Source organism: Flavobacterium sp. XN-5, assembly GCF_008033395.2.
Taxonomy (GTDB): domain Bacteria; phylum Bacteroidota; class Bacteroidia; order Flavobacteriales; family Flavobacteriaceae; genus Flavobacterium; species Flavobacterium hiemivividum.
Window position 1 is genome coordinate 233755 of sequence record NZ_VOGZ02000003.1, and the last position, 16184, is coordinate 249938.

12 protein-coding genes and 1 pseudogene are annotated in these 16184 nt (G+C 33.9%); 8 read left to right on the forward strand and 5 right to left on the reverse strand.

What is annotated here, in order from left to right:
- Nucleotides 1-102 precede the first annotated feature (102 nt).
- From argS to FQU23_RS08280, 5 genes are all read left to right on the forward strand, one after another.
- A complete protein-coding gene (gene argS / locus FQU23_RS08260; protein ID WP_147673445.1) occupies nt 103-1881 on the forward strand; it encodes an arginine--tRNA ligase in 1779 nt (592 codons plus the stop codon).
- 341 nt (nt 1882-2222) lie between these two features.
- Nucleotides 2223-3584 carry a signal recognition particle protein gene (gene ffh / locus FQU23_RS08265; RefSeq protein ID WP_147673446.1) on the forward strand — a complete coding sequence of 454 codons (1362 nt, stop codon included), beginning with the start codon at nt 2223-2225 and terminating at the stop codon, nt 3582-3584.
- 96 nt (nt 3585-3680) lie between these two features.
- Nucleotides 3681-4562, forward strand: a complete 882-nt coding sequence (locus FQU23_RS08270) for a bifunctional 5,10-methylenetetrahydrofolate dehydrogenase/5,10-methenyltetrahydrofolate cyclohydrolase (protein WP_147673447.1) — start codon at nt 3681-3683, stop codon at nt 4560-4562.
- Between the two features lie 44 nt (nt 4563-4606).
- Nucleotides 4607-5014 (forward strand): DUF1801 domain-containing protein, encoded by a 408-nt coding sequence (locus FQU23_RS08275; protein WP_147673448.1) that lies wholly within the window; start codon nt 4607-4609, stop codon nt 5012-5014.
- Nucleotides 5015-5243: 229 nt separating this feature from the next.
- Nucleotides 5244-6584, forward strand: a complete 1341-nt coding sequence (locus FQU23_RS08280; RefSeq protein WP_147673449.1) for a TlpA disulfide reductase family protein — start codon at nt 5244-5246, stop codon at nt 6582-6584.
- Here FQU23_RS08280 and rluF read toward each other — a convergent pair.
- From rluF to FQU23_RS08305, 5 genes are all read right to left on the reverse strand, one after another.
- On the reverse strand, nt 6581-7393 hold the full coding sequence (gene rluF / locus FQU23_RS08285; protein ID WP_147673450.1) for a 23S rRNA pseudouridine(2604) synthase RluF: 813 nt from the start codon (nt 7391-7393) through the stop codon (nt 6581-6583). The genes FQU23_RS08280 and rluF overlap by 4 nt on opposite strands.
- Before the next feature lie 183 nt (nt 7394-7576).
- Nucleotides 7577-8419 (reverse strand): alpha/beta fold hydrolase, encoded by an 843-nt coding sequence (locus FQU23_RS08290; protein ID WP_147673451.1) that lies wholly within the window; start codon nt 8417-8419, stop codon nt 7577-7579.
- Between the two features lie 173 nt (nt 8420-8592).
- Entirely contained in the window at nt 8593-9372 is a 780-nt protein-coding gene (locus tag FQU23_RS08295) for a zinc ribbon domain-containing protein (RefSeq protein ID WP_132110355.1), read from the reverse strand.
- A 3-nt stretch (nt 9373-9375) separates the two neighbouring features.
- Complete coding sequence (locus tag FQU23_RS08300; RefSeq protein WP_147673452.1) at nt 9376-10470, reverse strand: Nif3-like dinuclear metal center hexameric protein; 1095 nt, start codon at nt 10468-10470, stop codon at nt 9376-9378.
- A 157-nt stretch (nt 10471-10627) separates the two neighbouring features.
- Nucleotides 10628-11257, reverse strand: coding sequence for an RNA polymerase sigma factor (locus tag FQU23_RS08305; protein ID WP_147673453.1), 630 nt, complete (start codon nt 11255-11257; stop codon nt 10628-10630).
- A gap of 109 nt (nt 11258-11366) precedes the next feature.
- Here FQU23_RS08305 and FQU23_RS08310 point away from each other — a divergent pair, with 109 nt between their 5' ends.
- From FQU23_RS08310 to FQU23_RS08315, 3 genes and pseudogenes are all read left to right on the forward strand, one after another.
- Nucleotides 11367-12524, forward strand: a complete 1158-nt coding sequence (locus tag FQU23_RS08310) for a FecR family protein (protein ID WP_147673454.1) — start codon at nt 11367-11369, stop codon at nt 12522-12524.
- A gap of 152 nt (nt 12525-12676) precedes the next feature.
- Entirely contained in the window at nt 12677-13165 is a 489-nt protein-coding gene (locus FQU23_RS16180; protein WP_245181086.1) for an STN domain-containing protein, read from the forward strand.
- 12 nt (nt 13166-13177) lie between these two features.
- Nucleotides 13178-16180: pseudogene (locus tag FQU23_RS08315) on the forward strand (SusC/RagA family TonB-linked outer membrane protein); the annotation flags it as partial.
- Nucleotides 16181-16184: the final 4 nt, after the last annotated feature.

Consider the following 16184-nt stretch of genomic DNA (forward strand, 5'->3'; position numbering starts at 1 on the left):
TAAGAGGAAGGTTCTTATTTTTAAATAGGAAATTATCTTGCATTCCAATTTACAAATTGTCACATTATAACTATATTTGCAAGCTTAAAATAAACACTCAAAATGACATTATCACAAATCCTTACCCCTTCAATTGAAAAAGCGGTCCAAGCCTTATTTAATATTGCTATTGACAAAGTGGAATTTCAAACTACGCGGAAGGAATTTGAAGGAGATATTACTATGGTAATTTTTCCATTATTAAAAGTGATCAAAAGTAATCCTGTTGAATTGGGGAATAAAATTGGAAACTATTTAGTGGAAAATCTAGCCGAAGTGAGCCGATTTAATGTGGTTTCTGGTTTTTTGAATATTGTAATTTCCGACGAATATTATTTGAATTTCTTTGATGGAATAAAGAATGAAGTTAAATATGGTTTCGTAACTCCGAATCCAGAAGAGAAAGCGGTAATGGTAGAATACTCTTCGCCAAACACTAATAAACCTTTGCATTTAGGTCACGTTCGTAATAATTTATTGGGCTATTCTGTAGCTGAAATTATTAAGGCTTCGGGTAAAAAAGTATACAAAACCCAAATCATAAACGATAGGGGAATTCATATTTGTAAATCGATGCTGGCATGGCAGAAATTTGGAAACGGAGAGACTCCAGAATCAACCGGTTTAAAAGGAGATAAATTAGTGGGTAACTATTATGTTGCTTTCGATAAAGCTTATAAAGTTGAAATTGCTCAACTAATGAGCGATGGAAAAACCGAAGAAGAAGCTAAAAAGCAAGCGCCAATCATTCTAGAAGCCCAAGAAATGTTGTTGAAATGGGAGGCTGGAGATGAAGAGGTAATTGCGCTTTGGAAAAAAATGAACCAATGGGTTTACAACGGTTTTGCTATTAGCTACAAAAATCTTGGAGTAGATTTCGATACTTATTATTATGAAAGTAATACCTATTTGTTAGGGAAAGATGTTGTAAATATTGGTCTAGAAAAAGGGATTTTCGAAAAAGATTCTGATGGCTCTGTTTGGATTGACTTGACTGATGAAGGACTAGATCGAAAAATCGTATTGCGTTCAGATGGAACTGCGGTTTATATGACACAGGATATTGGTACTGCGATTCAACGTGTGAAAGATTTTCCAGATGTAGGCGGAATGGTTTATACTGTGGGTAACGAACAAGATTACCATTTTAAAGTATTGTTTCTAATATTGAAAAAATTAGGCTTTGACTGGTCTAAAAATCTATATCATTTATCATACGGAATGGTAGATTTACCTTCTGGGAAAATGAAAAGTCGTGAAGGAACAGTTGTGGATGCAGATGATTTGATGCAAGAAATGACAGATACGGCTCAAAAAATCGCCGAGTATTTAGGAAAATTAGATACGTATTCTGATGAAGAAAAAGCCAAATTATACAATACGATAGGTTTAGGTGCATTGAAATATTACATACTTAAGGTAGATCCTAAAAAACGCATCTTGTTTAATCCAGAGGAATCAGTTGATTTTGCTGGGAATACAGGGCCGTTTATTCAATATACCTATGCGAGAATTCAATCTATTATTAGAAAATCGAATTTTGACTTTTCGAATAAATCAGGAATGGTGGAACTTCATGCAAAAGAAAAAGAATTGGTAAAACAACTAGAGTTGTTTCCAGAAGTGATTCAAAATGCAGCACAACATCATAGTCCAGCATTGCTTGCTAACTTTACTTATGATTTAGTACGTGAGTACAATTCGTTCTATCAAGCAGTTCCTATTTTAGGGGAAGAAGATTTACAAAAGAAAATATTCAGAGTGCAATTATCCAAAAAAGTAGCTGATGTGATAGCATCTTCTTTTAGCTTGTTAGGGATTAATGTGCCAGAGAGAATGTAATATTTCTCGAAAATTATAGTAAAAACGACCTCAATTTGAGGTCGTTTTTTTTGGTTAAAAGAATAGGATTAATAAGCTTCCAATAATCTCATTATAAACGATTAAGTTTTAAAAAGATTTAAAATTAGCCGCCTATTAGCCGAAAATCACGAATTTGGATAATTTAAAATTGCATAGATTTCCGAATAATTATAAAAATTGGTAAAATTAGTTTTTTAACATCACTGAAATTAGTGTCAATTTGTGTAATTTGTGTCAAAAATGCCTGCCAATTATATAATAATCTAATTGCCTAATAATCTAACTTAGTTTATATTTGCACTTCAATAAAAGAAAAAATCATGTTCGATAATTTAAGCGATAAACTAGATAAAGCCTTTCATATATTAAAAGGGCACGGAAAAATCACCGAAGTAAACGTAGCCGAAACTTTAAAAGAAGTTCGTCGCGCCTTACTTGATGCCGATGTGAACTTTAAAATCGCCAAAGATTTTACCACTAAGGTCAAAGAAAAAGCACTGGGACAAGATGTTTTAACTACGCTTCAACCGGGACAACTTTTAGTAAAGTTGGTAAAAGATGAACTGACAGAATTAATGGGTGGTGATGTTGCGGGAGTCAATCTTTCTGGAAATCCTACGGTTATATTGATGTCCGGTTTACAAGGTTCAGGTAAGACTACCTTTTCTGGAAAACTAGCAAATTATCTTTTGAACAAAAAGAACAAAAAACCGCTTTTGGTTGCTTGTGATATTTACCGTCCAGCAGCGATTCAGCAATTATACGTTGTTGGAGATTCTATAGGTGTTGAGGTTTATTCAGAGCCAGAGAATAAAAATCCAGTTGAAATTGCCCAAAATGCAATTAAACATGCAAAGGCGAAAGGTTTTGATGTTGTTATCGTGGATACTGCCGGACGTCTAGCAGTTGATACTGAGATGATGGATGAAATATCCCGAGTTCATAAAGCTATTCAGCCGCAAGAGACTTTGTTTGTTGTAGATGCAATGACTGGACAAGATGCCGTAAACACAGCAAAAGCATTCAATGATATATTAAATTTCGACGGAGTTATCTTAACCAAATTAGATGGTGATACTCGTGGAGGAGCGGCACTTTCGATAAAATCTGTAGTTAATAAGCCAATTAAGTTTGTAGGTACGGGGGAGAAAATGGAAGCGATTGATGTCTTCTATCCTATTCGTATGGCAGAACGTATCCTCGGAATGGGAGATGTTGTGTCTTTGGTAGAAAGAGCACAAGAGCAGTTTGACGAAGAAGAAGCTAGAAAAATTCAGAAGAAAATTGCCAAAAACGAATTCGGTTTTGATGATTTCCTTACTCAGATTCAACAAGTGAAGAAAATGGGTAATATGAAAGACTTGGTAGGAATGATACCAGGTGCTTCAAAAGCCATGAAAGATGTGGAGATAGAAGACGATGCGTTCAAGCATATTGAGGCTATAATTCATTCTATGACTCCAGCGGAAAGAAGCAAACCTTCACTAATAGATGTGAAGAGAAAAGCGAGAATATCAAAAGGTTCAGGGACAAAAATCGAGCAAGTCAATCAATTGATGAAGCAGTTTGAGCAAATGAGCAAAATGATGAAAATGATGCAAGGACCGGGCGGAAAAAACCTGATGAAAATGATGGGTGGAATGAAAGGCGGAATGCCTGGAGGTATGCCAGGAATGAGATAATAAATAAGTGTTCAGTATTTAGAGCTGGAGTAATCAGTTTTGAAATATAGAAAATAGTAAACAATTAATTGTGCCAAAAGCCAAAAGCAATAGAAAATGCAACTACTAGACGGAAAGAAAACAGCAGCGGATATTAAAAATGAAATCGCAGTCGAAGTACAAATGATGAAAGACAATGGGGAAAAAGTACCTCATTTAGCAGCTGTTATAGTTGGAAGCAATGGAGCAAGTTTAACTTATGTTGGGAGTAAAGTACGCTCTTGTGAGCAAATCGGTTTTGAATCAACGCTAGTGGCTTTGCCAGAAACGATTACTGAGGCTGAATTATTAGACAAAATCAAAGAACTTAACGACAATGATAATTTAGATGGTTATATCGTTCAGTTGCCTTTGCCTAAGCATATCGACGAGCAAAAAATACTGATGGCAATTGATCCTGATAAAGATGTAGATGGTTTTCACCCTGCAAATTTTGGAAAAATGGCGTTAGAAATGGATACTTTTTTACCTGCTACTCCTTATGGAATTATGGAGTTGTTAGAGCGTTATAAAGTTGAGACGGCAGGGAAACATACTGTTGTTATTGGTCGCAGTCATATTGTAGGACGTCCTATGAGTATCTTAATGAGTCGCAAAGGATATCCTGGTGATTCAACGGTTACACTGACGCACAGCAGAACCAAAAATATTGAAGAATACACTAAGACTGCCGACATTATCATTACAGCACTTGGAGTTCCTAATTATTTGAAAGCAGATATGGTGAAGGATGGTGTTGTGGTAATCGATGTAGGAATTACAAGAGTAGAAGATGCCTCACACCCAAAAGGATACATTATCACAGGAGACGTTGATTTTGAAGAAGTTAGTAAAAAATCATCTTTTATTACTCCGGTTCCTGGAGGAGTAGGGCCTATGACCATTGCCATGTTATTGAAAAATACACTTTTGGCTCGAAAAATTAGAAGTAGAAAATAAAATATAAACAAGGCCTATTCCATTTCGAATAGGCTTTTTTAGTTATGGAAGAACCACACACATTAGATTTTAATTCTATAGAGGAGTTTCTGGATTATTTGCCTGCAGAAGAACTGGCAATTGTCCTTTTTCTTCGTAAAATTATTCTAGAATGCATGCCGGATTGCAAAGAGAAATTAGCTCATAATGTCCCGTTTTATTACCGTCATTCAAGAATTTGTTATATTTGGCCAGCTTCTATTCCTTGGGGGAAAGTTGAGAAAGGTGTCGCTATAGGTTTCTGTAAAAACAGCTCGTTTAGAGATGAAACTTTTGAGACGTCTATTTTTACTTCAAACACCCTATTTTCTTCTATCGAAGCTATTGATGTTGTTTCTTTAAAACAACAGATCAACGAAGCTATTTTAATTGACGAACAAATCGTTAAAGCTAGGAGAAGAAGGATACAGTAGTGTTTTTCATTTGCTTCCAAGCCGTTTTTACTCTTCAAGGGTTGGTGTTTGTAATTAGTTTTTTTTAAAATTACACTACTCCCGTTAATGTTCCTGCGCATTGAGTTGTCTTTTGAAGTTTAGACTTATATTGTTTATTTCATTAATACATATTTTACTCAAGATATTTTCTATATTTAGTGCAAAACTAGCAAGCAAGTAAAACGGCTTTTTTTAAATCAATAAATACATGAAAAAATCTTTTTTTATCCTCAGTTTTCTTTTTGTTAGCTATACTGGTTTTTGTCAAACAACCAACTTAAAACCAGATTCTAGTTTAAAATCAGTTTCAATAAACAGTACAAATACTGATTTAGGGATCAAATCAACAGCAATAATTGCTTGTAAATTAAAAGGGACGCTTACAGATGGAACTTCAACCTATTTGATGTTGGTTACGGAGAAAGATGATCCCTTTAAAAGTGGAGTGAAAATTCCCATTGTGGATGGATATTTTGAATATGATTTAAAAACAAATGTTGCTGAAAAATATACTTTGATTTTAGGAGAAGAATTGGAGAATGGTGCTTTTAGGTCCATTTCGTTCTTTGCAGAAAATGGAGCAGTTAACTTTAATTTATATGCAGGAAAAGATTTTAATAATAATACAATTTCAGGAGAGAAATTGACTAAGAAAATGATTGCTTATAAAATAGAGCAAGAGAAAATATTTGATCCTATCGAAAAACCTTTTAGCCATGAAATAGACTCACTTTGGGGCTCCAATAAATATTTTAGTGCAGCAGTAAATGTTATTATGGATAAGATTAGAGGTCATGAAAAAGATGAAGAATTGAATGAACTTTTTAAGTCGCGAGATGAATTATTAGAAACAGAAAAAGGTTTTACTCCTAGAGTTTGGTTTCTGAATAATAAGATGGATTCTATTCGAAAATTAAAATTTGATTGGGAAACAAAGTACATAAAAACAAATCAAGATATTTTTTCCTATTCTCTTTTGTTATATAATGTGAGATGGTATAAACAAAACCAAAAAACGACTGATTTAAATGTATTGTCAAATTTAGCTGCACTATATTCAAAGAAGTTTCCTTTGCATCCCTATACCAAACAAATGAATACTATTTTGGAAGGCATTAAAACAGCAACAGTAGGAGGCATGTATATTGATTTTTATGCTCCCACTATTGATGGAGAAATTATAAGAGCTTCGGATATTGTTGCAGGAAAAGTAGCTTTATTAGATATGTGGGCTTCTTGGTGTGGCCCATGTCGGGTAACCAGCAAAAGTTATATTCCCATTTATGAGAAATACAAAGAGAAAGGTTTTGTAATTTTAGGTGTGGCTAACGAATTTAAAAACACAAATGCTTTTAAGAAAGCCGTTGAAAAAGATAAATATCCTTGGTTGAATCTTATTGAACTGGAAAATACAAATAGAATTTGGGACAAATACAACATCTCTAATTCTGGAGGTTCTACTTTTCTAGTTGATGCTAAAGGCGTGATTTTAGCTGTTAATCCTGATGCGGCAGCGTTAGATAAAATTCTAGAGGGATTGTTTCATTAGTAATCCCCCCTTTTCTTAAATCTCGGGTCGTCTTTTTTGATGAATTCAGTTCTTCTTTGAGGCTTATCTGTGCCTTGTAAACTAGCTTCTTCTGTTTTACTGGAAGGCTCAATAAGCTCGTTCATTTCCTTCATCTCGGCATCAGTCAAATCACGGTATCTTCCCATAGGAACATCTAGTGATATATTGATGATTCGGATGCGTTTTAGCGCTGTCACTTCATAACCCAAGTATTCTGTCATTCTACGAATTTGGCGGTTTAGGCCCTGCGTCAAGATGATTTTGAAGATATATTTGCTTATTTGTTCGACCTTACATTTTTTAGTAACAGTGTCCAAAATAGGAATTCCATTTCCCATTCTTTCAATGAAACGATCTGTAATAGGTTTGTTTACCGTTACCGTATATTCTTTTTCGTGATTGTTTCTAGCGCGTAAAATCTTATTTACAATATCACCGTCATTAGTCATGAAAATTAATCCTTCACTGGCTTTATCTAGTCGGCCAATGGGGAAAATACGGGTAGGATAGTTGATGTAATCTACAATGTTGTTGTGAACTTCTAAGTTTGTGGTACATTCAATTCCTACTGGTTTGTAGAAAGCGAGGTAAACGGGTCTCTCGTTTTTTTCACGTATCAATTTACCGTCAATACGCACTTCGTCATGCGGTGCAACCTTAGTACCTAATTCGGGGATAACTCCGTTAAGCGTAACACGTCCTTCATCGATTAGTTTATCAGCTTCTCGACGGGAGCAATACCCAGTTTCTCCTATGAATTTATTAAGGCGTTTTAGATTTTCTTCCATACTGCAAAAGTAATGAATTTGATAATTAGATACTATTTAAAATTGATTTGAAAAGTATTGTTACACAAAGGTTCTTAAAATTAAAACGCAGAGATGCTCAAAGTTTTTTTTAAAAAAATTATAAAATTCTCCGTGAAGTTTTGTGTTTCCTTTGTGAATCTTTGCGAAATAGTTTTTTTTAAATTAGTCAAATAAGAAACGGGAGACTTTTTTATATAATTCGTCGCTGTGCATGCTGTGACCTAGACCACTGGTTTCAATAAAAACAGCATTTTTCCAAGTGCTAGCTATTTTTTTCCCTTCTTCGAATAAAACAACAGTGTCCTCCGTATCGTGGGCGATAAATCCTTTTGTTGGTATTGCTGCGGCAAAAACTTTTCCAGAAAAATTCTCTAATTTCAATTTGAAATGATTGAGATAATGCGCTTCTAAGCCTCTGGAGATTATAGAATTTAAACTAAGCATTGCGATATAATTATTAAGTATAATATTGAAATCGCTCGGCGAACCTAATAATACCGTTTTTTCAATACTATTATTCTGATAGGTAGATTGATAGTATAAACAAGTCTTTCCACCTAGAGAATGTCCGATGAGGTACTGTGGTTTAAATTTACTCACTAAAATATCAATAAAGGCGGCATATTGCGGGATGTTGAATTCCTTTCCGCTCGAAAGTCCGTGAGCTGGAGCGTCGATAGCGATAATGGTGCTACCGGATTTTCTTAAATAAGGCAATATTTTTTCCCAGCGCGAGGCATTACTTTCCCAGCCGTGGGCTAAAAGAACAATTGTATCATTCCCTTTCCAAGTATAGGTTTGAAAATGGGCTCCGTTGTGATGATAGGTTTCTTGCTCTGTTTCTTGAAGGATTGCCGGAAGCTTGTTCTTAGATAATTTTCCGTCTCTAGGTTCGCTAAATAAAGTATAAGCAAGTTGAGTCGCTTTTTTGGGGAGTATAAAACTCAGGAAATTAATGTAAAATCCGACAGACTTAGTAAAAAGGAAGTAGATTGATTTTTTCACATGTAGATATTTATTGATTTTTATCGGTCATGTGTAATTGATGATCTTTCAAGTTGTTTTTTTTGTGTCATCGAACTTCGTTTCGCATATGATTATTGGTGTTTGCGAAGAAATTACGGTCATGCTCATTTAGTAAAAAAAAAGTCCCGATGTGAATCGGGACTGAATTATATTTAGAATTTAGAAAATAATTTTTCCATTTTTTCTTTTTCTTCATCAGCTAAAACGCTGTCAACTAAAATTCTTCCTGAATGCTCGTCGATTATAATTTTCTTTCTAGAAGCAATCTCAACCTGAGTTTGAGGTGGAATTGTAAAGAAAGATCCTGCAGATGCACCTCTTTCGATAGAAACAACAGCTAAACCATTACGAACACTTGTTCTAATTCTAGTGTAAGCAGCTAGTAATCTTGCGTCGATTTGAGTTTGGTATTCAGCAGATTGCTCTGTTAAATATTCCTCTTCCTTAGCAGTTTCAGACATAATTGCGTCTAATTCTGATTTTTTATGTTTCAAGTGATTTGATTTTACTTCTAATCTTTCTTTAGATTGAGAAATAACTTCTTTCTTGTGCTCAATAGAAGCTTTCATTTCTTTCATTTGCTTTTCAGCTAATTGAATTTCAAGCTCTTGAAACTCAACTTCTTTTGTCAAAGAGTTGAATTCTCTATTGTTACGAACACTTTCTTGTTGTTTTGTGTACTTTTTGATAGCTTCTTTGTGCTCATCAATTGCATTCTTTTTTCCTTTGATAAGATCCTCGATAACTTCAAGTTCGCTTTTCAATTTTTCAGAACGTGTGCTCAAGCCTGCAACTTCATCTTCTAAATCTTCCACTTCTAAAGGAAGTTCTCCTCTTACATTTCTAATTTCGTCAATTCTAGAGTCAATAAGTTGTAAATCGTAAATTGCTCTTAACTTGTCCTCAACACTTAATTCTTTCGTATTCGCCATATTCTATAAGTACTTAACTGGATTTGTATTTTCTTCTGATAAAATGATGGCAAAATTAAGGATTTTTTTCCGAAGATAATCAACAATATAATTTTTTGTATAGCGTTCGCTTTCAAAATGTCCAATATCGGCCAAAAGAAGCTGGTTTTCGGCCTCATAAAACTGATGATACTTTAAATCAGCGGTTAAAAAAGCATCGGCTCCAGCCAAAATTGCATTTTTTATAGCATAACTTCCGGAACCTCCCAAGACGGCCACCTTTTTTATTGGTTTTCCTAAAAATGCCGAATGACGAATTCCATCCGATTTCATTTTGTCCTTGACCAGTGCTAAAAAGTCTTTCTCTTCCATTGGAGTATTAAATTCTCCAATCATTCCTAATCCTATATTTTGATGTTGGTTTTGCAATTCATAAATTTCGTAAGCGACTTCTTCATACACATGATTACTAAAAAGGGCTTTAAGAATTTTAGATTCTAAATGTTTTTCGAATGTTACTTCGATTTTAATTTCGGGAGTTTCCACAAATTCAAATCGCTCGCCTAATTGTGGATCGCTATTTTCATTGCCCATATAAGTGCCAATTCCTTTAGAGTTGAAACTGCAGTCTTCATAATTACCAATTTTTCCGGCGCCAGCTTCAAAGAGTGCGTTGCGTACTTTTTCAGCGTTCTCTGGAATAGTGTAGGTAATTAGTTTTCGAATAAAATTTTGCTTTGGTACTAAAACCGAAGTATTAACTAAGCCAATTGCGTCACAAAATATTTTATTAACTCCGTGTTGATGATTGTCTAAGGCAGTGTGAACGGCATATATGGCAATGTCATTTTTTATGGCTTTTATAATGGAACGTTCTACATAATTTTTACCCGTTATTTTCTTTAGACCTGAGAATAAAATAGGGTGAAAACAAACGACTAGGTTGCAATTTTTTTCAATTGCCTCGTCAATCACATTTTCTAAGGCGTCGTGACACACTAGAACTCCAGTCGCTTCGCTGTTTTGGTCACCGACTAATAGACCAACATTGTCAAAATCTTCGGCATAAGCCAGCGGAGCCATTTCTTCGAGAACGGATAGTATTTCTTTTATTTTCATTTTTGTAGTTTAAAGTTCAAACTTGGACAACTTCATACGTTAAACAGTTGAAACAAAATTTATATTATAAAGCTAAGACTTGAAGCTAAATTAAAGCAAGACAGTACTAAAGTACAACTTTGAAAAGGGATGTTAAAATTTAATTTATATAAGAGTACTATATATAGGTTTCCTGTTGTTTTTTCTTTCTTTTAAAAATTGACAGTCCTTTGCCAAATAAATGAAATAAAATCGTTTTTACTTTTTCTTGTAAAGTTAAGCGTAGTAAAGTAAAGGCCTTTGTTATTTGGGCTTCGACTGTTTTAATCGAAACATTAAGATGTTCTGCAATTTCGACATTTGTTAAGCCTTCTTGCTTACTTAAAATAAAAACCTCTTTGCATTTTGGAGGAAGATTTTTAATTTCCTTGTTTAGAACGGTCACTATTCGTTCCATGTCTTCGGCATTGTTTTCTTGAGCGGCTGTATTTAAAGCTTCAAAAAAAGTTTTTTCGAGCGTAAACAGCGATTGGTTTTTACGGTATTGATCGATAAACTCATTATATACTAGTTTATACAAAAAACTTTGGATGGAATGGCTCTGTTTTAATCTTGTGCGTTGTTCCCATACTTTAACAAAAACATTTTGAACGATGTCTTCGGCGGCATAAATATTCCTAATAAGACTATTTGCATAAACACAAAGTTTGTGATGATAGGTATTCATCAAGTACTCATATGCTTTTTCGTCGCCTTTGCTCAGGCGTTCTATGAGAAAGTCATTATTATTAAAATCAGCGCTATTCATGGAAGCAAAGGAAAGAAATTATCAGATAAAATTCATTCGAAATAAAAAAAAGATGAACTAATTATTAGGGTATTGGATTTGGGCTTCGTAGTAGTAAAAAAGAAAGTCCATGATGACATTGAAAAAAGCAGAACGACTAATTGTAAAATTCATTACAAATCAAGCAAATTTAGAAGAGATTCAAGCTCTTACTGAATGGCTCGACGGGAATATGGATAATCAAATGGTGTTTAAGGATTTCGTAAAAACAAATTATGCGATTGACTATGCTATGAACACATTTGATTCTGAGGCGACAAAAAAGGATCTATTGCAAAAAATTAGGGAGGAAAACAATGTGTTTTTAAGACGTAGATTTCAATCTTATTTGAAATATGCAGCTGTACTTGTAATAGGTTTAAGTGCATTTTATTTTTATCAAAATAATAGTGTTTTAAGTCAAAATGACGAAGTTTTAATTCCCAGAGAAGAGTTGATTACGCTACAATCTGATAACGGCGAAGTGCAAGTCATTAATCCAGCAACTTCTGCAAGCATTACTAATAAGTTTGGACAGATCGTAGGGAAGCAAGATAAAAATAAGATTATGTATTCAGATGAAGAATCTGATGGAGTTTTAGCATACAATACAATAAAGATACCTTACGGGAAACGATTTCAGGTTGCCTTATCAGATGGGACTATTGTACACTTAAATTCTGGAACTACATTAAAGTATCCTGTTCGATTTTTGAAAAATCAAAACCGACAAGTTTTTCTAACTGGAGAAGCATTTTTTGAAGTTGCCAAAGACAAAGCACATCCATTTACTGTAAATACTCAAGAAATGAATGTTGAAGTTCTAGGTACTAAATTTAATATGAGTAGCTATCCAGAAGACGTTACCTCTGAAGTTGTACTTGTAGAAGGAAGTGTAGGACTTTATAAAGATCAAAAAACGACTAATAACTTAGTGAAATTAACTCCTGGTTTAAAAGGTTCGAATACTAAAGGACAACAAAATATTTTTACCGAAAAAGTAAACACTGATATTTATACTGCATGGGTCACAGGAAGTTTAGTTTTCAAGAACATGCCTTTTGATGCCATTATCAAAAAATTAGAACGCCATTATAACGTGACTTTTATTAATAAAAATAAAACGCTTGGAAAAGAAGTTTTTAGTGCGCGTTTTGATAATGAGCCTATTGCCGTAGTACTTAAGTTTCTTAATGATAGCTACGCTATCAATTATAAAATAAAAGACAATACAATTATAATTCAATAAAAATCCAATACTGTTGCCTATGATGTAAAACCAAGAACTAAGGTCGTTTGTACCGCTAAGTAAAAGAGATTGTAAATGCTCGAATATTGGCCGGTAAATAAGCGTAATAATTTAACTAAACTAACCGCATTAAAAAAAAAACATTTGAAAGTATGAAAAAACTATCTAAGAGTACCAGGTTTGATAAACCTTTTTTTAAATTTGATTTAAAAATGAAACTAACCACTTTATTATTACTTACTACCTTGTCCGTAGTTCACGCCACTGGACTTTATTCCCAAAAAACAAAGGTTTCATTAATAGCCAATAATATTGAGGTGGCCAAAGTAATTGAAAAAATTGAAAGTGATACTGACTATAAATTTATTTTCAACAATAGATCTGTTAATCTAGATCGTACAATAGATATTAAAGTAAAAGACGAAAATATTAATTCAGTCTTGAATATTTTATTTAAAGGAACAAGCACAGATTACAAAGTAACTGGAACGCATATTGTTTTAACTTCAAAACAAGAACCGATTTCGAATCAATTTAGCAATTCTAAGGCAAATGCGGATATTGTTATAAGAGGAACGGTGACGGATGAAATGGGACTTCCTTTAGTGGGTGTTTCTATCGCTGTTAGAGGTACTTCTTAAGGAACATTTACAAACTTTGATGGTAAATTTGAATTAGCACTAACTGAAAAAGGAAAAATTTTAGTCTTTTCACATTTGGGTTATAAGCCAGCAAGTGTAAAAATCACGAATCAAACTGATGTAAATATAGTTCTTGAGGCAGAAGTTAATGAGCTTGAGGAAGTAGTGCTAGTAGGTTATGGTAATCAAAAACGCACTGAGTTTTCGGGAGCTGTTTCATCTGTAAGTACTAAAGATATTGTGCAGGCTGCAACTGGAGCTATAGGATTTGACAGAGCCTTAGGTGGTTTAGTAAAAGGATTACAAGTATCTCAAAATACGGGTCGTCCGGGTGCGCCAGTTCGTATCAACATTAGAGGAATTACTTCACCATTATCTGCGGGAGGATTGAATCAGCCATTATTTGTTATTGATGGAGTGCCATTTAATATTGATGCAATGCAAGGAGCAAATCCATTGTCGACATTGAATCCTAATGATATTGAAAGCTTTGATGTGTTGAAAGATGCTGGAGCAACCGCTATCTATGGTTCACGCGGAGCAAATGGTGTAATAATCATCAAAACAAAAAGAGGTAAAAAAGGGCAAGCGCCAAGAGTGAATTTTTCATACGCAACTACTTTAGCTCAACCTGTAAAAACGGTTGGAGTATTAAATGCTAGTCAATATAAAAATTACTACAACTTATTGTTATCTAATACAGTAGGAGCTATGAATAGCGGTCAATTAGATCCTTTTGTTTCTTTTGATTTAGAGGGTATTGCTAATGTAGCAATTGACTGGGATACCTTCATGGTAAATTATGATGGTATAAAAGACGATTATTTTGGTACTGCCGATACGGATTGGAACAAAGAAGTTTTTAGAAGTATGGCAATAACAAGACAAGCTAATTTAAGTTTGAGTGGCGGTAGCGATAAAACCAATTACAATTTCAGTTCTTCATTTATAGATCAGGAAGGTTTAACAGTTAATGATGAATTTAAACAATATAATTTAGGACTTTCTGTAGATACAGAGTTGAGTGACTATGTAAGATTAGGAAGTTCGATAAATGTAGGACATACTGAGGCAAATTCAGGTGAGAATGATATTTTAAATCAGTTCACAGTTAACACTTCTATCGCCCGTGCTCGTCCTGATTTACCTGTGAGAGATGAGAATGGAAAATTATTAGGGCAAATGGATTGGCAATATGCATTTTTCCCAACATTGGAGCCGAATCCATTAATGCGTCTAAGTAACAAGACAAATAATAAGTCTTATAACTTTATTAGTAGTGCTTATCTAGAAGTAGAGCCATTAAAAGATTTAAAGATTAAAACAGATGTAAATGCTTCGGTATTTTACAATAGAAACAGCTCTTTTATTCCAAAAATTTCAGAGACAGATTTTCTGTTTTTTCCTAACGATTCTTACTTAAGTGAAGATGATGGTTTGGTTTCAAATGTTACAACGAATCTTACTGCTAATTATGAGTTTAATATTTCAGATCATAAAATAGGTTTATTAGCAGGAGCTGCTTGGGACAATACCAACTTTAATAGTAAGAGTAATTTTTATGCCGGTTTTCCAGATGATGAGGTTTTAATCAATGCTTCTGCAGCAAGAACTGTAATAGGTTATTCTAGTAATAGAGTAGAAACAGGATTGTATTCTTTGTTTTCTCGTTTGAACTATGGTTATAAAAACTTATACAATGCAACTTTAAATTTTAGAACAGATACTTCTTCAAAATTTGGTCCAGGTAATAAAAGAGGATATTTCCCCTCCTTATCTGCAAGTTGGAATGTTTCTAATGAAGAGTTTTTATTGGATAGTGAGAAAGTAAATGTATTGAAATTAAGAGCGAGTATTGGTAGAGTAGGTTCTACGAATGTTTCTGATTTTGCTTATTTACAGTTTTTTCAAACTCAATCTGGTAATATTTACAATGGTAATTCAGCTGTTGTTCCAGATGATAATTTTCCAAACCCTAACATAGGTTGGGAGACAACTGATGAGGTGAATTTAGGTTTAGACTTTGGATTCTTCAATAACCGTTTGAAAGGAAGTTTTGATATCTACGATAGAAAAACTACTGACGCTTTAACTAGAACACCTAGTCCAAAGGAGTTAGGTCCTGCTACTTATTATTCAAACTTTATGGATGTAACTAATAGAGGAGTTGAAGTAAGCTTAGGCGGTGATATCGTGAGAAGTGAAGACTTTGTTTGGTCTACAAATGTAAACTGGTCGTTTAACAGAAATAAATTGGTGAAATTAAACGGTGCTAGTATCAACCCATTTCAGTTGGACTACTATATTGAAGGTCAGCCAGTAGGTACGATTAAAGGATATAAAGTGGCTAAGATTTTTCAAACTCAAGACGAAGTAGATGCGTTGAATAATGCTTCACCAACAGGGATTTATGATAAAATGTCAACTAGTGTGGGAGATTTCATGATGGAAGACGTAAATGGAGACGGTCAAATCACAATTGATGACAGAGCTATAATCGGGAATATCCAACCAGACTTTTTTGGTGGAATTTCAAATACATTTGCTTACAAAAATTTTAGCCTTAATGCCTTGTTACAGTATTCTGTAGGAGCAAAATCGATTTGGAATGCAATTCCTACGGGAGTTTACAATTCATTGGGTGAAAATAAATACAGTGAGTATGCATTAAATACTTGGACTCCAGAAAATCCAAATGCTCGTTATGCAAAAGCACTTTATTCAGATCCGTCTGCTAATGGTAGAGTTTCAGATAGATATATATATGACACATCTTACTTGCGTTTAAGAAGCCTACAGTTTAGCTACAATTTTGAACAACAATTGTTAGATAAAATTGGTGTTGATAGAGCGACACTTACGTTGACAGGAACAAATTTAGTAACATGGACAAAATGGCCTGGAATAGACCCTGAAACTTTTTCAGAAAGAGGTACAATTACAGATCAAATAAACAATGAAGATCCATATCCATTAGCTAAGTCATTCTCGTTAGGAATTCAAGTTCAATTTTAAATTT